The following is a 19,952-nucleotide window of genomic DNA, read 5'->3' as shown; positions in this document are numbered from 1 at the left end:
GCGGGAGTGGTGAAATCGGTAGACACGCAGGATTTAGGTTCCTGTGCCTTCGGGCGTGTGGGTTCGAGTCCCACCTTCCGCACTTCGGGCCGAGGCCGGGCCGGAGGTCCGGTCTCGGGCCCGAAAGCGCGGAAGTCAGGCCCCTTGGACAACCGGGCCCCACCGGCGCGGAGGCTCCGCGCGCCGCCCGATTCGCGCAAAGCGACCTTTTCGACGGGTTGCGGCGGGTGGAGGGCGCCGGAGGGACTCGAGTCCCACCTTCCGCACAACACGCGTCACCCCGCATCGAATCAGGCAGAGTCACAGGCTGCGCAGCACCTCGCGCCCCTATGCTGGAACGCGGGCAGGGGTGCCGTTCTCTCGTCATTCCCGCATGCCCGTTCCACCGCCATTCGACGGGAGCCTCTCTTGCACCACGCCGGACTCATCCCCTGGCTCGACCCCGCCACGATCATCGACGGCGCGGGCCCCTGGGCGCTCCTGGTGGTGTGTTTCATCATCTTCGCCGAGACGGGCCTGCTGGTCGGATTCCTGCTCCCCGGCGACACCCTCCTGGTGATCGCCGGCCTGCTCACCCACACTAGCGACATCTTCGGACTGAACATCTGGGTGGTGTCGCTCCTGATCGCCCTTGCGGCGTTCATCGGCGGCGAGGTCGGCTACTACATCGGGCACAAGGGCGGACCGGCGGTCTTCGAGCGCAAGGACTCCGGGCTGTTCAGCAAGAAGAACGTCGAGCGCACGAACGCGTTCTTCGACCGCTTCGGCGGGCTGACCGTCGTGCTCGCGCGATTCGTGCCGATCGTGCGCACCTTCGCGCCGGTGGCCGCCGGCGTCGGGCACATGCCGTGGAAGCGCTACTCGCTGTACAACCTCATCGGTGCGCTGCTCTGGGGCTTCGGGCTGACGATGTTCGGCTACGTCATCGCGTACATCCCGTGGCTCAGCCACTTCGTGCAGGAGTACATCGACCTGATCCTGCTCGCCGCAGTCGGCGGAACGGCCCTGGTCACCGTCTGGCACTACCTGTCCGAGCGTCGCAAGGTGCGCCGCGAAGCCGAACAGCAGAAGGCGGCCGGCACCTCCGCGCCGGAGACGTCCGCCCTCGTCCTGGACCCCGAGGTGTTCGACCGCGCGCCCGACTTCGACGGCGACGGCAAGCACTAGCGAGCAGCGCTACCCGGCATCCTTCTTGCGCTCGGCCTTCGAGCGCTCGACGCTCGCGCGCAGCGCCGCCATGAGGTCGATGACCTCGCCGCCCTCGGCCGCCCCCTCCTCGGCGAACGTCTCCGCGACGTCGAACCCCTCGCCGGCCTCGATCTTCGCGTCGATGAGCGTGCGCAGCTCCCGCTGGTACTCGTCGACGTACTCCTCCGGATCGAAGTCGCTGGAATAGCTGTCCACCAGCGATGCCGACAGCTCGAGCTCCTTCTTACTGATCCTCACGTCCTCGTCGAGCGATGCGAACGCGGCCTCGCGCACCTCGTCGGCCCACAGCAGTGTCTGCAGCACCAGCACGTCGCCGCGCACGCGCAGCGCGGCGAGCCGGGTCTTCTGCCGCAGCGTGAACTGCACGATCGCCGTGCGATCGGTCTGCTCGAGCGTCCTCCGCAGCAGCACGTACGCCTTCGGCGACTTCGAGTCCGGCTCCAGGTAGTACGCCTTGTCGAGCGTGAGCAGGTCGACCTGCTCGGTGGGCACGAACTCCAGCACGTCGATCTCCCGGCTCTTCTCCGCCGGCAGTGCCGCCAGATCGTCCTTGGTGAGGACGACGGTCTGCCCGTCGTCGTCGACGTACGCGCGGTCGATGTCCGCGTAGGGGATCACCTTTCCGCACACCTCGCAGACGCGCTGATACCGGATGCGCCCGCCGTCCTCGTCGTGCACCTGGTGCAGCGACACGTCGTGGTCCTCCGTGGCCGAGTACACCTTCACCGGCACGTTCACCAGCCCGAAGGTCAGGGCGCCCTTCCAGATCGTCCTCATGGCACCAGTACACACCAGGGGTGCACGCCCGGGCCAGCCCCCTTGACATACCGGCCGCAGTCGATGTGCCCTAGCCTTTCCCCATGGCTTCGGGCGGGCAGGTCGTGCAGATCGACGGCCGCCGTCTGCGCATCACCAACCTCGACAAGATCGTCTATCCGTCCACCGGCACCACCAAGGGCGAGATCATCGACTACGTCACCCGGGTCGCCCCCGTGATGCTGCCGCATCTGCGCGGACGGCCGGTCACCCGCAAGCGCTGGGTAGAGGGCGTGGGAACGGCGGATGCCCCGGAGTCGTCCTTCTTCACGAAGCAGCTGGAACAGGGCGCACCGGAATGGATCCGGCGGATGCCGATCGAGCACTCCGAGGGCACCAAGGAGTATCCGCTGGCCGAGGACGTGCCGACGCTGGTCTGGCTGGCGCAGGTCGCGGCCCTCGAGCTGCACGTGCCGCAGTGGCGGTTCACCTCCTCCGGCGGACGCGGGCGCCCCGACCGGCTCGTGCTCGATCTCGATCCCGGCCCGGGAGCGGGCCTCGCGGAGTGCGCCGAGATCGCACGCAGCGCACGCGGCATCCTCACCGGCATGGGCCTGGACCCGGTGCCGGTGACCAGCGGCAGCAAGGGCATCCACCTCTACGCCGCGCTGCCCGTCGACGACGACGGCACCGGCGCGCAGACCAGCGATCAGATCTCCGCGGTCGCGAAGGAGCTGGCGCGCACGATCGAGGCCGAACATCCCGATCTCGCGACCAGCGTGATGTCGAAGGCGCTGCGCCCCGGAAAGGTCTTCATCGACTGGAGCCAGAACAACGCGTCCAAGACGACGATCGCGCCGTACTCGCTGCGCGGCCGGGCACGGCCATGGGTGGCGGCGCCGCGTTCCTGGGAGGAGCTGGACGACCCAGACCTCGCCCAGCTCGAGTTCGACGAGGTGCTCGCCAGGGTGGAGGCCGGGATCGATCCGTTCGCCGCCCTCGCGCCGATCCCCACTGCGCTCGCGCCCTACCTCGCCAAGCGCGATGCGGCGAAGACCCCCGAGCCCATGCCCGGATCCGCCGCCGGCGGATCCCCCTGACGCGCTTCGTGATCCAGGAGCACCACGCCAGCAGCCTGCATCACGACCTGCGCATCGAACGCGACGGGGTGCTGATCAGCTGGGCGGTGCCGAAGGGCGTTCCGGAGACGCCCGCACGCAACCACCTGGCGGTGATGACCGAGCCTCATCCCCTCGAGTACCTCACGTTCGAGGGCACCATTCCGCACGGGGAGTACGGCGCCGGTGGCATGACGATCTGGGACACCGGCACGGTCGACCTGGAGAAGTGGCGTGACGACGAGGTCATCGGCACATTCACCGGGCGACCGGGCGGACGCCTCGGCACCGTGCGGCTCGCGCTGATCCGCACCTCCGGGGAGGGCGAGAAGTCACAGTGGCTGCTGCACCGGATGAAGGAGGGCGGAGCGCACCGGCATCCGCCGCCCGCGCGCCCTGCTCCTCTGCCGAGCGAGGATGCCACGACGGATGCCCCGCGGCCCATGCTCGCCGAGAACGGCACGCCGGGCATGGCGCGCGCACGCGGCTGGGCCGAGATCAAGTGGGACGGCATCCGTGCGCTGGGCACCTGGTCAGGGGAACGCATGCGGCTGCACGCCCGCAGCGGCACCGACATCACTGCCCGCTACCCCGAGCTCACCGCGGACGGCGCGCCGCATCTGCCGGCCGAGGACGCAGTCGTGGACGGTGAGATCGTCGCCTTCGACGCTGCGGGCCATCCGAGTTTCAGCCGGCTCCAGGACCGGATGCATCTCACGAAGGCCCGCGAGATCGAGCGCGAGGTGGTGCGCACGCCGGTGGTCTACCTGCTGTTCGACCTGCTGCGCCTGAACGGTCACGACCTCACCGGCGTGCCGCTGCGGCAGCGCCGCGAGCTGCTCGAGCAGCTCGCCGAGGGCCTCGACGCCCCGGTGCAGGTGACGCCCGTCTTCGACGACGTGGACGACGCGCTGGCGACCAGCCAGGAGCACGGGCTGGAGGGGGTGGTCGCCAAAGACCCGGATTCGCTCTACCGCCCGGGACGGCGCTCGTCCGCCTGGCTCAAGCTGAAGCTCACCCGCACCCAGGAGGCGGCGATCATCGGCATGAGGCCGGGCCACGGAGATCGGGCGGGCACGTTCGGCTCACTGCTACTCGCCGTGCCGGACCCTTCGACAGGCTCAGGAACCCAGCGATTGCGCTATGCCGGCCGCGTCGGCACGGGATTCACCGACCGGATGCTGCGCGACCTGCACGCCAGGCTCACGCCGCTGCGCGTACGCACTGCGCCGGTCGAGGTGCCCGCCCCGGAGGCTTCGGACGCGCTCTGGGTCCGTCCGGAACTCGTGGGCGAGGTGGAGTTCGGCAACTGGACGCCGGGCGGCATCCTGCGCCACGCCCGCTGGCGGGGCCTGCGGCCGGACAAGTCGGTCGCCGAGATCCGCATCGAGGACTGACCGGGGTCAGTCGTGAGCGGCCTCGCACTCGGAGCGATCGGCCGGCTCGAGCTGGAACGTGGAGTGCTCCACGTCGAAGTGATCGGACAGGCAGGTGTGGAACTCGTCGAGGAGAGTCGCCGCGCGTCCGTCCATGAGCACGTCGGGCTCGACGCGCACGTGCGCGGTGAACACCGGCGCGCTGCGGGTGAGCTGCCAGACGTGCACGTCGTGCACGTCGACGACGCCGTCGTAGCCGCGCAGATGCTCGCGGATCTCGCTGACCTGGGTACCCTTCGGCGCCGACTCGGCGAGCACGGAGAAGACCTCGCGCAGCAGCGAGATCGCGCGCGGCAGGATCATGACCGCGATCACCAGCGACGCGATCGCGTCTGCCGGCATCCAGCCGGTCGTCACGATGACGATGGCGGCGATGATCACCATCACCGAGCCGATCAGGTCGCCCATCACCTCGAGGTAGGCGCCGCGCACGTTGATGCTGTGCTTCTGGGCCGAGCTGAGCAGCCACATCGAGATCGCGTTGGCGATCATGCCGATCACGGCCACGGTCAGCATCAGCGGGCCGGCGACCTCGACCTCGCCGGGCTCGATCAACCGGGAGATGCCCTGCAGCGCGACCACCACCATCAGCACGATGAGAATGATCGCGTTGATCAGCGCGCCGAAGACCTCGGCACGCTGATAGCCGAACGTGCGCCGGTCGTCGGCGGGCCGGGCGGCGACCGCACTCGCGATCAGCGCGACCACCAGTGCTGAGGAGTCGGTGAACATGTGCGCGGCGTCGGCCAGCAGGGCGAGCGAGCCGCTGAGGATGGCGCCGATCACCTGAACGATCATCACCGTGGCCGTCAGGCACAGCGAGATCGTCAGCAGTCGGCGGTTGCTCGACGAACGGAGGTCGGTCGGAGCGTGATCGTGCATGCCTCAAGCGTAGGACGGGAAGTCCCTGGTGAAGCGCCTTTTCGCCCAGTCGGGAATGGGGATGAGAATCATTCGCGACGCACTCCGCCGCGCCGGCGGATCAGAGGGCGGCGAGCAGCGGGACGAGCTCGGCGAAGGCACGGGCGCGGTGCGACTCCGACTGCTTCTCCTGCGCGGTGAACTCCCCACCGTCCGTTCGGGCGCCGTCTGCCCGTCCGGCACGAACACCGGATCGTAGCCGAACCCGCCGGCACCCGCCGCCTGATGCGCGAGACGCCCGGGCCACTCCCCCCGCACCGTCCACTCGCGTCCGTCCGGGTGCGCCAGGGCGATCACGCTGACGAAGCGGGCGGCGCGGTGAGGATCCGCGATGTCGCGCAGCTGATCCAGCAGCAGCTCCCGGTTCGCGACGTCGTCCTTCTTCTGCCCCGCCCAGTATGCGGAGAAGACGCCAGGCGATCCGCCCAGCACGTCCACGGCGATGCCGGAGTCGTCGGCGAGCGCGGGGGTCCCCGTGTGCCGTGCGGCGGCACGGGCCTTGATCAGCGCGTTCTCCTCGAAGGTGACGCCGTCCTCGACCGGCTCCGGTCCTTCGTACCCGACGACCTCGAGGTCGGGGCGGGTCGCCGCGACGATGCCGCCGAACTCCGCGACCTTGTGCGCGTTGTGCGTCGCGAGGACGATCCTCACGCCCGCTCCTCCGCCAGCGCCTTCAGCTGCAGCTCCTTCAGTTCGCCGCACCCGGCGACGCCCAGGTCGAGCAGCGCGTCGAGCTCGCGCTTGTCGAACGGCGCGCCCTCGGCGGTGCCCTGCACCTCGACGAACAGGCCGCGACCGGTGACGACGACGTTCATGTCGGTCTCGGCGCGCACGTCCTCGACGTACGCCAGGTCGAGCATGGGCGCTCCGTCGATGATGCCGACCGACACCGGCGGCGACCGAGTCCAGCAGCGGCGTGGAGTTCCTGCCGATGAACTTCTTCTCGCGCCCCACTCGATAGCGTCGGCGAGCGCGACGTACGCCCCCGTGATCGCCGCGGTGCGCGTGCCGCCGTCGGCCTGCAGCACATCGCAGTCGATGACGATGGTGTTCTCGCCGAGAGCCTTGGTGTCGACGACGGCGCGCAGCGCACGCCCGATCAGCCGGGAGATCTCGTGCGTGCGTCCGCCGATGCGACCCTTGACGCTCTCGCGATCGTTCCGGCTGTTCGTCGCGCGCGGCAGCATCGCGTACTCGGCGGTGACCCAGCCCTTGCCCTTCCCGGTGAGCCAGCGCGGCACGCCGTTGGTGAAGGACGCCGTGCACAGCACCTTCGTGCCGCCGAAGCTGATCAGTGCCGAGCCCTCGGCGTTCGCGCTCCACCCTCGTTCGATCGTGATCTCGCGGAGCTGATCGGGAGTGCGGCCGTCGGCGCGGGTGATGTCAGACATTGTTTCCTTCCAGGGACAGATGAGGGAGCGTGATGACGCCGGTCTGCACGAGCTGCACGTCGCGCACCTCACGCCCCATCAGGCGGTTCGCCAGCGCGGTGAAGTCGTCGGCGGAGTCGCCGGTGGCCTCGTAGACGTGGGTGGGCTGGGCGTCGGATGAGGCGAGCAGGTCGCCGGCGACCAGCTGCCGGTAGACGTCGGCGGCGGTCTCGTCATCGCTGGAGACGAGGCTGACGCCGTCGCCCATCACGTAGCTGATCGCGCCGCGCAGGAACGGGTAGTGCGTGCATCCGAGCACGAGCGTGTCGACGCCGGCCTCGCGCAGCGGCGCGAGGTACTCCTCGGCGGTGGCGAGCACCTCCGGTGTGCCGGTGATCCCGGCCTCGACGAACTCGACGAACCGCGGGCACGCGGCGGCGAACACCTCGAGCCGCTCGTTCACCTCGAGCATGTCCTGATAGGCGCGCGAGCCGATCGTGCCGACGGTGCCGATCACGCCGATCCGGCCGTTGCGCGTGGTCGAGACGGCGCGGCGCACCGCGGGGCCGATCACCTCGACGACGGGGACGTCGTAGCGCTCCCTCGCGTCGCGGAGCATGGCCGAGGATGCCGTGTTGCAGGCGATCACGAGCATCTTGACGCCCTGCTCGACGAGGGTGTCGAGCACTTCGAGGCCGTATCGGCGGACGTCTGCGATCGGCTTCGGTCCGTACGGCGAGTGCGCGGTGTCGCCGATGTAGACCATCGACTCCTGCGGCAGCTGGGCCCGGATCGCCCGCGCGACGGTGAGTCCGCCGACCCCGGAATCGAAGATGCCGATCGGAGCGTCGTTCATGATGATCCAGCCTAGCCCGCGGCGAGCGACTCCAACGCAGGACGGAGCCGGCCACCGGCCTCTTCCAGGGCGGCGCGCGCCGCCGGGGCATCCGCGCCGCTCGCAGCGATCGCGATCGCGACCTTCGCCGACCCGCCGGCCGCCTCGAGCGCCGAGGCCGCGGTGCCGAGATCGCATCCGGTCGCGTTCATGACGATGCGCTGCGCACGCACACGGAGCTTCTCGTTCGTGGCCTGCACATCGACCATGAGGTTGCCGAGGACCTTGCCCTCCTGCACCATGACCAGCGTGGACAGCGCGTTCAGCACGAGCTTCTGCACGGTTCCGGCCTTGAGCCGGGTGGAGCCGGCGACGATCTCGGGACCGGCGTCGACCTCGATCGCGACATCCACTCCGCGCGAGATCACCGCTCCGGCGTTGCCCGCCAGGCTGATCGTGAACGCGCCGATCTCCTGCGCACGCGCCAGCGCGCCCGATACGTAGGGCGTGCGTCCCGACGCCGAGACGCCGACGATGGCGTCGGCGGCGGTGAGTCCGATGCCGTCGACCGCAGCTCGTCCGGCGACATCGTCGTCCTCCGCGTTCTCGACGGCGGCGCGCACCGCCACGTCGCCGCCGGCGATGAGACCGATCACCTCGTCGGGGGCGGTCCCGTAGGTGGGCGGGATCTCGCTCGCGTCGAGCACGCCCATCCGCCCCGCCGTGCCTGCGCCGATGTAGATCAGCCGTCCGCCCGTCGAACGCCTCCCGACGATGCCGTCGACGGCGCGCGCGATGGCGTCGCCCTGCCGCGCGACGGCCTCGGCGGCCTGCACGCCCTGACGGAGCATGAGCTCGACCTGGCCCTCGGTGTCGAGGAGGTCGAGTTCGGCGTAGACCGGGTCCACGGCCTCTGTGGAGAGCGTCCCCAGCTTCTCGCGGAGATCGTCGTCGCGCGTCATGTGCGTCCCTTTCTTCAGTTCCCGATGAGGATGCGCCGGGCGACCTGCGCGGCGACGAGACTCGCGGCGGCGACCTCGAGCACCGTCGCTCCCGGCACCCCGGCGCTCGGCACGCCGACGTTGACGATCGCGGTGTCCGGCGCCCCGCCGGAGACGGCGGTGGCCACGGCGCGCTGCGCGGAGGTCTCGTCGAGGCGGTCGACCAGCAGGATGCTGCGCCTCGTGCGTGCACCTGCCACGATCTCCGCCACGGCCTCGCCGTCGGCGGTCTCGGCGTCGCGCCGGATCACGGGCCCGCCGGCGGCGAGGGCAGTGGCGACATGCCCCGCCGCGCTGTCCACGGCCAGCGACGAGGGACGGCGGATGTCGACGACGGTGGCAGGTCCGTCCGGGTAGGCGACGACCTCGCCGCGGACGACCATCGCTCGACGCACGACGCCCTCGGCGTCCAGCGCGCCCTCCTGCCCCGTCCCCCGCGCGTCGGCGGTCTGCGCGGCCATCGCCGCGACCCTTCGGGCGGCCTCTTCGACCCGCTCGCGGCTGAGCTCCCCCGAGCGCAGCGCGGCGACGATGGCGTCGCGGGCCGCGCGGAAGTCGCGCTCGTCCTGGTCCGGCATCATCGCGGGCCCCGGGTTCGTGGGATTGCCGACGCAGAGCAGGTCGGCTCCTGCGGCGAGTGCCCGGACGGCGCCGCCGCCGATCCCCACGGTCTCGCGGATCGCGGCCATGTCGAGCGCATCGGTGACGATGACCCCATCGAACCCGTCCTCGCGGAGCAGCCCGAGCACGGCGGAGTTCAGCGTCGCCGGAATCTCACCCCATGCCGGCACGCTGATGTGCGCCGTCATGATCGCGCGCACCCCGGCACGCACCGCCGCGGTGAACGGCGGCAGGTGGATCTCCGCCATCTCCGCCGCCGTCGCGTCCACGCGGGGAAGATCGTGATGGGAATCGGTGTGCGTGTCGCCATGCCCCGGGAAGTGCTTCGCGCAGGCGGCGATGCCGGTGTCCTGGATGCCCTGCACGGCCGCGGCCACATGACGCGAGACCAGCGCGGTGTCGCTGCCGAAAGCGCGCGTTCCGATCACCGGGTTGCGCGGATCGGTGTTCACGTCGGCGACGGGGGCGAGCACGACGTCCACGCCGACCGCCGCGCATCGCCGAGCGATCTCCGCCGCGGTGTCGTATGTGGCATCCAGGTCGTCGAGCATGCCGAGCTGCGCTGCCGAGGGCACGGTCGACCCCGTCGAGGTCTCGAGGCGTGTGACGCTGCCGCCCTCCTCGTCGATGCCGATCAGGGCGTGCGGGGCGATCTCGTGGATGCGCGCGCTCAGCGCGGCGGTGTCGCCCTGCAGGTTCTGCGCGAAGTAGACGACGCCGGCGAGGCCGCCCCGCAGCTCGGATTCGAGCCATCGCGGCACATCGTCGCCCAGGAAACCGGGCCACACGACGCCGTTCGCGAGCCTGGTCAGGTCGTCCACGCGCACTCCTCCGCCGGATCCGGGTGGTCGCCAGGGCTGCGGCGTGTTCGATCCGGCCGATTCAGTGTACTGGCGCGGGATGCGGCCGAACGCGACTGTTCCACGAACGACGCCGGGCGCCGTCAGTAAGCTCGACCTCATGACGACGTCGACGGCGCTGTACACCGATCGCTATGAACTGACCATGCTCGCCGCAGCGCTCCGCGACGGCACCGCTTCCCGGCCCTGCGTGTTCGAGCTCTTCTCGCGACGCCTCTCCGGCGGGCGGCGGTTCGGCGTCGTCGCCGGAACCGGACGACTGCTGGCCCTGCTGCGCGATTTCCGCTTCGGCGAGGAAGAACTGCGATTCCTGCGCGACGGCGACGTGGTGGATGCCGCCACGCTCGCCTTCCTCGAGGGCTATCGCTTCGGCGGCACCATCCGCGGATACCGCGAAGGCGAGCTGTACTTCCCCGGATCCCCCATCCTCACCGTCGAGGGCACCTTCGCCGACGCCGTCGTGCTCGAGACCCTGGCCCTGAGCGTGCTCAACCACGACTCGGCGGTGGCGACCGCGGCGTCCCGGATGAGCATCGCGGCCGGCGAGCGGCCACTCGCCGAGATGGGGTCGCGCCGCGCGGCGGAGCACTCCGCCATCGCGGCCGCCCGGGCCGCGTACATCGCCGGCTTCGGCGCCACCAGCAACCTCGAGGCCGGCCGCCGCTGGGGCATCCCGACCATGGGAACCGCCGCGCACTCCTGGACGCTGCTGCACGACGACGAGGAGTCGGCCTTCCGGTCGCAGATCGACGCGCTCGGCACCGACACCACGCTGCTCGTGGACACGTACGACATCCGCGCCGGTGTCGATCTCGCGATCCGCGTCGCGGGCACCTCCCTGGGCGGTGTGCGCATCGACTCCGGCGACCTGCCCATCGTGGCCGCTGAGGTGCGCGCGCAGCTCGACGAGCTGGGCGCCACCGGCACCCGGATCACGGTCACCAGCGACCTGGACGAGTACGCGATCGCCGCGCTGGCCGCGTCTCCCGTCGACGCCTACGGCGTGGGCACCTCTGTCGTGACCGGCTCGGGCTACCCCACCGCGAGCATGGTGTACAAGCTCGTCGCCAGGCAGGATGCGGCGGGATCCTGGGTGCCGGTGGCGAAGGCCTCGGCGGACAAGGCGTCGAAGGGCGGCAGGAAGGCCGCCTTCCGCGCGCTCGCCGACGGCACGGCGACGGCGGAGACGATCGCCGTCTCCGCGGGCTTCGACGAAGTCGACGTGCCGGCGGAGCACCCGGATGCCAGGCCGCTGCAGGTCGTGCTCGTCGAGCGCGGCGACATCGACACCTCGTTCGAGGGTACGCAGGGCACCGCATCCGCTCGTGCACATCATCTGCGAGTGCGCGAGGAACTGCCGATCCGCGCGCTGGCACTCAGCAAGTCCGACCCTGCGATCCCGACGCTCTGGGTCGACGCGGTCTGAATCCCGGGTCCCTGAGCCTGCCTATCGGGTCCCTGAGCCTGTCGAAGGGCCGGTTCAGCCGACCATCGACTCGTAGATCTCCTTGCAGGTGGGGCAGATCGGGAACTTCTCCGGGTCGCGACCCGGGGTCCACTTCTTGCCGCACAGAGCTCGCACCGGCTTGCCGGTGATCGCGGACTCGAGGATCTTCTCCTTCTTCACGTAGTGCGAGAAGCGCTCATGGTCGCCCGGCTCGAAGTGCTCTTCCTTGAGGAGTTCCTCGAGTTCGCGATCAAGCGTTGCCACGCCGCCCTGATCGGGGCTGTCCAGCGGAGTACTCATGACCGTGAGTCTAATCGCCGTCGCAGCCCCGAGGGCGTGCGGATGCCGATCAGGTCGTCTCCGCGAACTCCATCAGCCGCTCACCGCTGTGCTCGAAGATCCGCCCGCCGACGCTCACCCCAGCGGCGAGCGCGATCACGCCGACGACGATGCCGGTCCAGAACGTCGCGGGTCCGTGCTGGTCTCCCTCCACCAGCGTCTGCACGAACAGCCAGCCGGCCGGGACCGTGAGCAGCAGGGCCGCCAGCAGCGCTCCCGCCGCACCGTAGGATCCGTACGACGCGGAGCGCTGCGGCTGCTGGAACGGGCTGTCGCCGGGCCGCGAGACCGCATAGGGCGCGACGACGGAGGAGACGCTCGACATCCCCAGGGCGCTGAGGAACAGGCATGCCACGACCCCGGTGAACGGCATCAGCAGCGACCAGTCGCCGACGACGGCGAGGGTGATCGACACGGCGACGGCCAGCAGCGGCAGCGCGAGCAGCACCATGGGCACCAGGCGGCCGAGCCGGTCCGAGACGCCCTTCATCCCGCTCGCGATGTGCACCCAGATCGCGGTCGAGTCGTAGGCGACGTCATTGTGCGGCAGCCAGCCGAGGAACAGCGCGATCAGGGGCGCCGGCATCAGCGCGGCGAGCTCGAGCGGCACGCCGGCGACGACCAGCGGCAGCACGGTGAGGATGCCGGCCACCGGCACCACCACGACGTTCACGATGTAGCGGCGGTCGCGCAGCCAGTACACCAGACTGCGTGCGGCGACGGCGCCGAAGGCGTTCGAGGGCAGCACCGCGAACCAGCCCAGACCGGACCGCTCGCGCGCCGCGACCGGACGCTCCACCGTCGTCAGCAGCCGTCGCACGAGCCAGGTCCAGAGCAGGGCGGCTCCCGCGGCGGTCAGGACCCCCACGGTCGCGCTCGCCCAGGCGCCGGCACCGTCGCCGGATGCGACGGAGAACAGGAAGCCCTGCGCCGCGCCGAGCGGGGTCATGCCGACGATCGCGGTCGCGGTGGCGACGGCCGTCGGCACGGCGCCGTCCCACGCCATCGAGGCGAAGAACACCGCGACCGGGAAGGCGATGACGATCAGTGCCAGCGCGAACAGCGCGGTCAGCTCGCGGGACCGCCGCTCCGGAAGCAGCAGCGCGCTCACCGCCATCCCGATCCGCGCGGCGACCATGGTCACCGCGACACCGAGCAGAGTCGAGAGGACGGCGACGGGCCAGGGCACGCCGAACCCGATGCCGACGATCATGACGCACACGCCGACGGCGAGCAGCGCCGCGCTCGGAACGCTGATCGCCGATGCGAGGCCCAGCGTCCACGGCATCCGCCGCTCGTCGACGCCGAACACCGCGAACTTGCGCGGGTCGAGCTGGTCGTTCGTGCCGATGAGCACGGGTCCGAGCAGGAACGCGAGGAAGACGGCCGCGCCGCCGAGCACGATCACCGATCGTGCGGTGTCCAGCGGCCCGTCACCCAGGCTGAGCACGGCCGCGCAGGTGGCGGCGGTCAGCGCGGCGACGACCAGCAGACCCAGGATCGTGCGCACCGGACGCCCGGTGCGCAGCGATCCCGCCAGGAGGGCGAGCCTCAGGCGGAGAACGTGTGCAACCACTCGAGCCCCTCCACCTCGGCGCTGCCGCCGGACAGTTCGACGAAACGCGCCTCGAGCGACTGCCCGCCGCGGACCTCGTCGATCGTGCCCTCGGCGAGGACCTCACCGCCGACGATGATCGCCACGCGCGAGCAGACCCGCTCGACGAGGTCCATCCCGTGGCTGGACAGGATCACCGTGCCGCCGTGGTCGACGTAGGCGCGCAGGATCTCGAGGATGACGCCCGACGAGACCGGATCCACCGACTCGAACGGCTCATCGAGCACCAGCACGCGCGGCGAGTGGATCATGGCACCGGCGAGCATGACCTTCTTGGTCATCCCCGCGGAGTAGTCGGAGACCACTCGGCTGAGGGCCTCGGTGAGGTCGAACGCCCGCGCCAGGTCGGCCGCTCGCTTCTCGATGACGCCGGAGTCGAGCCCGCGCAGCAGTCCGTAGTAGTCGAGCAGCTGACGGCCGGTGAGCCGGTCGAAGGTGCGCAGCCTGTCGGGGAGCACGCCGAGGGCCCGCTTCGCCGCGACCGGCTCGGCCTTCTGGTCCACCCCTCCGATGATGATGTTCCCGCTGTCCGGGCGCAGGAGTCCCGCCACCATGGACAGCGTGGTCGTCTTGCCCGCGCCGTTCGGCCCGACGATGCCGTAGAAGGTGCCGGCGGGGACGGTAAGGTCGACTCCGTCCACCGCACGGGTGTCGCCGAAGTGCTTGACCAGGCCGCGGATCATGACCGCGGGCACCGCCTCGTCATCGGAGGCGGGGTCCGGCTCTGGCGTCTTCTCCTCCGCTGCCGGCGCCTCGGCCGCCTCGCCGGCGGGCCGGCTCTGCGGCACGGATTCAGGTTCCGGCTCTGGCGCGACGGCGACCGCCGGGGCCTCCGGCGGGGAGGACGACGGTGTCGTCCCGCGGTGGCGCCTCGGCCTGCGGAGTCTCCTCGGGCACGATGACCTCCTTCACAGCGGGTTCCCCAGAACCCGTCGTCACGGCGTCTGCAGCCACAGTCTCCACCACGCCGGCCGCTGCGGCCGCCGCTGCGGTCCTCGCGCCGGGGCGTGTCGTCACGGCGGGCTTCTTCGCCGCAGGCTTCTTCGTGATGGCGGACGCGGCCCCGACATCCACGGAGGCCGCCGCTGCGGCCGTCGCTGCGGAGGTCGTGGGTGCCGGAGCCTTCTTGGCAGGAGCCTTCTTGGCAGCCGCCTTCGTCGCGGGAGTCTCAGAGCTCTTCGCGGCCGTCGTCCGCGCCGCTGCGGCCTTCGTCGCAGCCGTCTTCGTCGCCGCGGCCTTCGTCGCAGCCGTCTTCGTCGCCGGGGCCTTCGTCGCAGCCGTCTTCGTCGCCGGGGTCTTCGTCGCAGCCGTCTTTGCAGCGGTCTTCTTCGCCGGAGCCTTCGTCGTGGCGGGCTTCGCGGCGGCCGTGGTCGCGGCCGCCTCCTCGTCACGTGCCGTCGCCGCGGTCCTGGCCGCGGCGGTCCTCTTCGCAGCGGTCTGCGATGCGGTCGTCCTCGCCGCCGACTTGGATGCCGACGGTCTTCGCCGCCGCGGTCTTCGCCGCGGCGGTCTTGGCCGCCGCCGCGCCGGACGTCTTCTTCGCCGCCGCGGTCTTCGCCGCCGTCGTCTTGCGAGCCGCCGTCTTCACGGCCGCGGTCTTCGCCGCCGCCTGCGTCGCGGCGTCCTTCCTGGCCTTGGCCTTCTCATCCTGAGCGGCGGACCCGGATGCTGCCGTCGACCTCTTCGCGGCGGGCTTCTTCGCTGTCGCGGAGGCATCCTCCGCCGCAGCTGGGGCCTTCACGGGGTCGTCGCCGGGTGTGGGGGAGGAAGCAGTCACATCTATTACGCTATCAACCGTCCCTGAGCTTCCCGGGGTCCGCGAGCCGCGGTATTTCGCGCCATGACCGATCCTGAGTGTCCGGTGTGTACTCGATCACGAAACGGCAACGCCGCCTCCCCGCCAGGGGCTCTCTCAGGCCGCTTCGCTAGCATGGGACCGGCACGAAGAGGTGTCTCGTCGATGAATCGACAGTGAACACAGATACTTTTCAGGAGCATTCGTGACTCTTCAGACCGTCATCCTGGCCGCCGGCATGGGCTCGCGCCTCGGGCGCGCCCTCCCCAAGCCGCTCACCGAGCTGAACGACGGCCGCAGCATCATGCAGCAGCAGCACGAGAACATCCGCGCCGCCTTCGGAGGCGACGCCCGCATCACGACCGTCGTGGGCTACCGCGCCGAGACGATCATCGAGTCGTTCCCGCAGGTGAACTACGTGCACAACGAGCGCTACGACGTCACCAACACCTCGAAGAGCCTGCTGCGCGCACTCGGCGTCACCGGCCGCGGTGGCGTGCTCTGGATGAACGGCGACGTCGTGTTCGACCCGCGCATCCTCGGTCGTGCGATCGAACTCATCGAACGCGACCAGTCGTTCGTCACCGTCAACACCTCGAAGGTCAGCGACGAAGAGGTGAAGTACACCGTCAGCCCGGAGGGCTTCATCAAGGAGCTGTCCAAGACCGTCAAGGGCGGTCTCGGCGAGGCCGTCGGCATCAACTACATCTCCTCCGCGCACAAGAAGGCGTTCATGCGCCAGCTGCAGCGCGTCGACGACCAGGACTACTTCGAGCGCGGCCTCGAGCTGGCGATCGCCGAGGACGGCGTGCTCATCGAGCCGATGGACGTCTCTGATCTGTATGCGGTCGAGATCGACTTCGCCGAGGACCTCGAGCGGGCCAACCTGTTCGTCTGACCCGCCGCTTTCGAGAGCCCGGTTCCCTTGCGGAGCCGGGCTCTCAGCTTTCCCTCGGCGAGTACGTCTTTGCCGCGGCCGAGCACACAGTGGGCAAGGAGCTTTTCGCCGCCGCAGCCCGCCTCGGATCGACGTTTTCCTCCTTGCGCCGGACGCCGCGAGTGAGGCCCACCGATGCAAGGAGGTTTTCACCGCTCTGGCAGGTGCGGGAGCTGCAGAATCCTCCTTGCGTCCGACGGAGACCTTCCCGGGTCCCGCCGAAGGCGATTCGCAGGCACAGATGCATAGGATCGGCGCATGCGCGAAAAGGTGCACAAGATCCATTCGCTCCCCGCGGACTCCGTTTGGGACACCGGTCTGCCGCCGGTGGGCTCCGACGAGCATCCGTTCGTGATCCGCGGTGTCGACCGGGTGCTCGCGGTGCAGCGACCCCTGGTGGTCGCACACATCCGCAGCATCCGTCTGCGCAGCCCGCGCGCGACGCCGGCCGAGATCGTGCGCATCCTGGAGCTCCGTTATCTCGCCGCCGGTGACCGCAGGCGGAGCCGCGGTCGGCGCGACCGCGGTGGTGCCCGGAATCGGCACCGGAGTGACGCTCGCGCTGTCGGGCGTGGAGACGCTGGGGTTCGTGGAGTCCACGGCGCTGTTCGCGCAGTCGGTGGCCGAGGTGCACGGCATCCCGGTCGAGAACCCCGATCGCGCCCGGGCTCTGGTGATGACGCTCATGCTCGGCAAGGAGGGCGTGGATCTGGTCTCGCAGCTGGCCAAGCAGGCCGTGGGCAAGGGCGGCACACGCTCCGCGTACTGGGGCGAGCTGGTGACGAAGTCGCTGCCGCGTGCGGCCGTCGGACCTCTGGTGGATCGGCTGAAGAGCATGTTCATCAAGCAGTTCGCGGTGAACGGAGGAGCCTCGTTCCTGGGCAAGGCGCTGCCGTTCGGCATCGGCGCCGCGATCGGCGGTGCCGGAAACCACGTGCTCGGCAGACGGGTGCTGACCTCGTCGCGGAAGGCGTTCGGCCGGCCGCCGGCAGAGCTTCCCGCCGAGCTCGAACCCATCCCCGGAGCGCAGAAGCTGGAGGTCCGGATGCTGCACGGCGCGCGCCTCGTGGGTTCGGCTGCGGCGAGCGCGGCGGGGACCGCGGTGCGCGGGGTGGGCTGGGCCGGCCGCAGGGTCACCGACGCCGTCCGCCGGAGGCCGGCGATCGATCCGGCAGCCGAGGAGACCGATCTCGAGGTCGAGATGCTCTCCACAGCCGACGAGTGACACACGGTCCTGCACAGGCCCGGCGGCGGATGCCGGCGCATCGGCGACCCTGTCGGAAGCCGTTCCTAGCGTGACGGCATGCCTCTCGGACTCCCTCAGCTCCCGTCATCCGCTCCCGCGTACCGCGTGCCCTGGCGCGTACTGCGCACCGACCGCGCGCACCCGCTCGTCCTGAACGGCGGCGACGAGCCGGTCGACTTCGTGCGCGTCTTCCACGACGATCCGGATGCCGGGATCGTCACCGACCTGTGGGGTCAGGTGCTGCCGTCCGAGAGAGTGGAGCTGTGCCTGTGCGCCACCGATCTCGACGACGTCGTGGTCACCCTCGCCTGGTTCCGTCCCGACGACGGCCTGGAGTACGTCTGGCGGTTCGTGGTGTGATCCTGGCCGGGCGCAGCTGCACGCGGAGGGACCGAACCCCCAAAGGATCCACGAATCCGTTGTGGCGAGCATCCAACGGCCCTTCATGCGCCGGCACTAGTGTGGAAACGTGACGGACACGCCTGACCTCTCGACGACCGCAGCCAAGATCGCGGACCTCCGCGCCCGCTACACCGAAGCCGTCGTCGACGCCGAGAAGAAAGCCCAGGAGAAGCAGCACGCCAAGGGCAAGATGACCGCCCGCGAGCGCATCGAGCTTCTCGTCGATCCCGGCAGCTTCGTCGAGTTCGACGAGTACGTGCGGCACCGCACCACGGCGTTCGGCATGGACCGCAACCGCCCGTACGGCGACTCGGTGGTCACCGGCATCGGCACCATCCACGGCCGCACCGTCGCCGTCTACTCGCAGGACTTCACCACCTTCGGCGGCTCGCTCGGCGAGGTCTCCGGCGACAAGATCATCAAGATCATGGAGTTCGCCCTCACCAGCGGCATGCCGGTGATCGGCATCCTCGACTCCGGCGGCGCCCGCATCCAGGAAGGCGTGCTGGCGCTGTCGAAGTACGGCGAGATCTTCAAGATGAACACCCGCTCCTCCGGCGTCATCCCGCAGATCTCCATCATCATGGGCCCGGCCGCCGGCGGCGCCGTGTACGGCCCCGCCCTCACCGACTTCGTGATCATGGTCGACAAGACCAGCCAGATGTTCGTGACCGGTCCCGACGTGATCAAGACGGTCACCGGCGAGGACGTCGGCATGGAGGAGCTCGGCGGCGCCTACACGCACAACACCCGATCCGGCGTCGCGCACTACCTCGCAGAGGACGAGGACGACGCGATCGACTACGCCCGCACGCTGCTCGGCTTCCTGCCGGACAACAACATGGCGGAGATACCCGGCTACGACACGGCTTTCGAGTTCGAGACCACAGACGCGGATCGTGCACTGAACGCGATCATCCCGGACTCCCCCAACCAGCCCTACGACATGCACTCCGTCATCGAGCGCATCGTCGACCCTTCGACGGGCTCAGGGCAGGCCAACGGCGAGTTCCTCGAGGTGCAGCCGCTGTTCGCCCCGAACATCCTCATCGGCTTCGGCCGCGTCGAGGGGCGCTCCGTGGGCATCATCGCCAACCAGCCCTCGCAGATGGCCGGAACCCTCAACATCGAGGCGGGCGAGAAGGCCAGCCGGTTCGTGCGCTTCTGCGACTCGTTCTCCATCCCGATCGTCACCCTCGTGGACGTGCCCGGATATCTGCCGGGCACCGACCAGGAGTGGACCGGCGTGATCCGCCGAGGCGCGAAGCTCATCTACGCCTATGCCGAGGCCACGGTGCCGCTCGTCACCGTCATCCTGCGCAAGGCGTACGGTGGCGCCTACATCGTGATGGGCTCCAAGCAGCTCGGCGCCGACGTCAACCTCGCCTGGCCGACCGCGGAGATCGCGGTGATGGGCGGGCAGGGCGCGGTGAACATCCTGTATCGCGGCGAGATCAAGCGCGCCGAGGAGGCCGGCGAGGATGTCGCAGCCGTCCGCACCCGCCTCGCGAACGAGTACACCTACAGCGTGACGAGTCCGTTCCTGGCCGCCGAGCGCGGTGAGATCGACGGAGTCATCGAGCCGGCGAACACCCGCGTCGCCATCGCGAAGGCGCTCCGCGCCCTCAAGGGCAAGCGGGCCGATCTGCCGCCCAAGAAGCACGGGAACATCCCGCTGTGACCGAGCAGCAGCAGCCAGACGCACCCATCGTCGAGGTCGTGCGGGGGAACCCGACCGACGAGGAGCTCGCCGCTCTCGTCGCGCTCGTCAGCGAGGCGTACACGACCGAGGTCGCGGGCGCCGTCGCCGAGGAGAAGCACATATCGGCGTGGATGAGCACGCGCCGGCCGATGCGCGCACCCCTGCGCCGGGACATCCCCTGGGGCCGGTTCTCGGGGTAGTTCCTCCGATTCGACGCCGATCCGCCGAGATTCTCCGGATTTGTCCCCCGAAATACCTACAGACAGGGATGTTTCCAGCCGAGAGACTTGATGCAACGCTTCGCGTTAGACGGTCCCCTTGTCCCAGGGTAGGCAAGCGATC

General features: G+C 70.0%; 18 protein-coding genes, 1 tRNA gene and 2 pseudogenes. 9 read left to right on the top strand and 12 right to left on the bottom strand.

The window, feature by feature from the left end; genetic code table 11:
• Positions 1-82: transfer RNA gene (locus L2X99_RS02815), tRNA-Leu, on the top strand.
• 326 nt (positions 83-408) lie between these two features.
• Positions 409-1,167, top strand: coding sequence for a DedA family protein (locus tag L2X99_RS02810; protein ID WP_236125160.1), 759 nt, complete (start codon positions 409-411; stop codon positions 1,165-1,167).
• A 9-nt stretch (positions 1,168-1,176) separates the two neighbouring features.
• On the opposite strand, the gene ku is transcribed toward L2X99_RS02810, so the two are convergent.
• Positions 1,177-1,986, bottom strand: coding sequence for a non-homologous end joining protein Ku (ku, locus tag L2X99_RS02805; protein ID WP_236125161.1), 810 nt, complete (start codon positions 1,984-1,986; stop codon positions 1,177-1,179).
• Positions 1,987-2,069: 83 nt separating this feature from the next.
• On the opposite strand from ku, the pseudogene L2X99_RS02800 reads away from it, so the two are divergent.
• A pseudogene (locus tag L2X99_RS02800) lies at positions 2,070-4,480 on the top strand (ATP-dependent DNA ligase).
• 6 nt (positions 4,481-4,486) lie between these two features.
• Here L2X99_RS02800 and L2X99_RS02795 read toward each other — a convergent pair.
• From L2X99_RS02795 to L2X99_RS02770, 6 genes and pseudogenes are all read right to left on the bottom strand, one after another.
• A complete protein-coding gene (locus tag L2X99_RS02795) occupies positions 4,487-5,401 on the bottom strand; it encodes a cation diffusion facilitator family transporter (protein WP_236125162.1) in 915 nt (304 codons plus the stop codon).
• Between the two features lie 100 nt (positions 5,402-5,501).
• Positions 5,502-6,091, bottom strand: a pseudogene (gene rdgB, locus L2X99_RS02790) (RdgB/HAM1 family non-canonical purine NTP pyrophosphatase).
• The gene (gene rph, locus L2X99_RS02785; RefSeq protein ID WP_236135607.1) at positions 6,088-6,831 is read right to left on the bottom strand and encodes a ribonuclease PH; all 744 of its coding nucleotides are present in this window, start codon (positions 6,829-6,831) and stop codon (positions 6,088-6,090) included. Before rph ends, rdgB begins: the two are co-directional and overlap by 4 nt.
• The gene (gene murI / locus L2X99_RS02780; RefSeq protein WP_236125164.1) at positions 6,824-7,666 is read right to left on the bottom strand and encodes a glutamate racemase; all 843 of its coding nucleotides are present in this window, start codon (positions 7,664-7,666) and stop codon (positions 6,824-6,826) included. The genes rph and murI overlap by 8 nt, the downstream gene beginning before the upstream one ends.
• Positions 7,667-7,677: 11 nt before the next feature.
• Positions 7,678-8,607, bottom strand: a complete 930-nt coding sequence (gene murQ / locus L2X99_RS02775; protein WP_236125165.1) for an N-acetylmuramic acid 6-phosphate etherase — start codon at positions 8,605-8,607, stop codon at positions 7,678-7,680.
• A gap of 14 nt (positions 8,608-8,621) precedes the next feature.
• On the bottom strand, positions 8,622-10,088 hold the full coding sequence (locus L2X99_RS02770) for a glycoside hydrolase family 3 protein (RefSeq protein ID WP_236125166.1): 1,467 nt from the start codon (positions 10,086-10,088) through the stop codon (positions 8,622-8,624).
• A 139-nt stretch (positions 10,089-10,227) separates the two neighbouring features.
• Here L2X99_RS02770 and L2X99_RS02765 point away from each other — a divergent pair, with 139 nt between their 5' ends.
• Positions 10,228-11,553 carry a nicotinate phosphoribosyltransferase gene (locus L2X99_RS02765; RefSeq protein ID WP_236125167.1) on the top strand — a complete coding sequence of 442 codons (1,326 nt, stop codon included), beginning with the start codon at positions 10,228-10,230 and terminating at the stop codon, positions 11,551-11,553.
• A gap of 54 nt (positions 11,554-11,607) precedes the next feature.
• Here the strand turns inward: L2X99_RS02765 and L2X99_RS02760 are convergent, their stop codons facing one another.
• The 5 genes from L2X99_RS02760 to L2X99_RS02740 form a co-directional block, all read right to left on the bottom strand.
• Entirely contained in the window at positions 11,608-11,874 is a 267-nt protein-coding gene (locus tag L2X99_RS02760; protein ID WP_157310764.1) for a DUF3039 domain-containing protein, read from the bottom strand.
• A gap of 49 nt (positions 11,875-11,923) precedes the next feature.
• Positions 11,924-13,489, bottom strand: coding sequence for a hypothetical protein (locus L2X99_RS02755; protein WP_236125168.1), 1,566 nt, complete (start codon positions 13,487-13,489; stop codon positions 11,924-11,926).
• Positions 13,465-14,316, bottom strand: a complete 852-nt coding sequence (locus L2X99_RS02750) for an ABC transporter ATP-binding protein (protein ID WP_236135606.1) — start codon at positions 14,314-14,316, stop codon at positions 13,465-13,467. Before L2X99_RS02750 ends, L2X99_RS02755 begins: the two co-directional genes overlap by 25 nt.
• A gap of 4 nt (positions 14,317-14,320) precedes the next feature.
• On the bottom strand, positions 14,321-14,545 hold the full coding sequence (locus tag L2X99_RS02745) for a hypothetical protein (protein ID WP_236135605.1): 225 nt from the start codon (positions 14,543-14,545) through the stop codon (positions 14,321-14,323).
• 370 nt (positions 14,546-14,915) lie between these two features.
• Positions 14,916-15,305, bottom strand: a complete 390-nt coding sequence (locus L2X99_RS02740; protein WP_236135604.1) for a hypothetical protein — start codon at positions 15,303-15,305, stop codon at positions 14,916-14,918.
• A gap of 223 nt (positions 15,306-15,528) precedes the next feature.
• Between L2X99_RS02740 and L2X99_RS02735 the strand changes: the two genes are divergently transcribed.
• From L2X99_RS02735 to L2X99_RS02715, 5 genes are all read left to right on the top strand, one after another.
• Positions 15,529-16,221, top strand: coding sequence for a phosphocholine cytidylyltransferase family protein (locus L2X99_RS02735; RefSeq protein ID WP_236125171.1), 693 nt, complete (start codon positions 15,529-15,531; stop codon positions 16,219-16,221).
• Positions 16,222-16,750: 529 nt separating this feature from the next.
• Complete coding sequence (locus tag L2X99_RS02730; RefSeq protein ID WP_442923490.1) at positions 16,751-17,485, top strand: hypothetical protein; 735 nt, start codon at positions 16,751-16,753, stop codon at positions 17,483-17,485.
• Positions 17,486-17,563: 78 nt separating this feature from the next.
• Positions 17,564-17,866: a hypothetical protein gene (locus tag L2X99_RS02725; RefSeq protein ID WP_236125173.1), complete on the top strand. Its 303-nt coding sequence runs from the start codon at positions 17,564-17,566 to the stop codon at positions 17,864-17,866.
• Between the two features lie 109 nt (positions 17,867-17,975).
• Positions 17,976-19,589, top strand: coding sequence for an acyl-CoA carboxylase subunit beta (locus L2X99_RS02720; protein ID WP_236135603.1), 1,614 nt, complete (start codon positions 17,976-17,978; stop codon positions 19,587-19,589).
• Entirely contained in the window at positions 19,586-19,810 is a 225-nt protein-coding gene (locus L2X99_RS02715) for an acyl-CoA carboxylase subunit epsilon (RefSeq protein ID WP_236125174.1), read from the top strand. The genes L2X99_RS02720 and L2X99_RS02715 overlap by 4 nt, the downstream gene beginning before the upstream one ends.
• Positions 19,811-19,952: the final 142 nt, after the last annotated feature.

This window comes from Microbacterium sp. KUDC0406, from assembly GCF_021582875.1.
Classification (GTDB): Bacteria; Actinomycetota; Actinomycetes; order Actinomycetales; family Microbacteriaceae; genus Microbacterium.
Note: the sequence above shows the minus strand (reverse complement) of the source record. Positions and strands in the feature narration are given on the sequence as shown.

Excerpts from the sequence above, each read along its gene's own strand:
- L2X99_RS02725 (WP_236125173.1), top strand. The coding sequence starts at position 17,564 with ATGCCTCTCGGACTCCCTCAGCTCCCGTCATCCGCTCCCGCGTACCGC.
- L2X99_RS02795 (WP_236125162.1), bottom strand. The coding sequence starts at position 5,401 with ATGCACGATCACGCTCCGACCGACCTCCGTTCGTCGAGCAACCGCCGA.
- L2X99_RS02760 (WP_157310764.1), bottom strand. The coding sequence starts at position 11,874 with ATGAGTACTCCGCTGGACAGCCCCGATCAGGGCGGCGTGGCAACGCTT.
- ku (WP_236125161.1), bottom strand. The coding sequence starts at position 1,986 with ATGAGGACGATCTGGAAGGGCGCCCTGACCTTCGGGCTGGTGAACGTG.
- L2X99_RS02765 (WP_236125167.1), top strand. The coding sequence starts at position 10,228 with ATGACGACGTCGACGGCGCTGTACACCGATCGCTATGAACTGACCATG.
- murQ (WP_236125165.1), bottom strand. The coding sequence starts at position 8,607 with ATGACGCGCGACGACGATCTCCGCGAGAAGCTGGGGACGCTCTCCACA.
- murI (WP_236125164.1), bottom strand. The coding sequence starts at position 7,666 with ATGAACGACGCTCCGATCGGCATCTTCGATTCCGGGGTCGGCGGACTC.
- rph (WP_236135607.1), bottom strand. The coding sequence starts at position 6,831 with ATGTCTGACATCACCCGCGCCGACGGCCGCACTCCCGATCAGCTCCGC.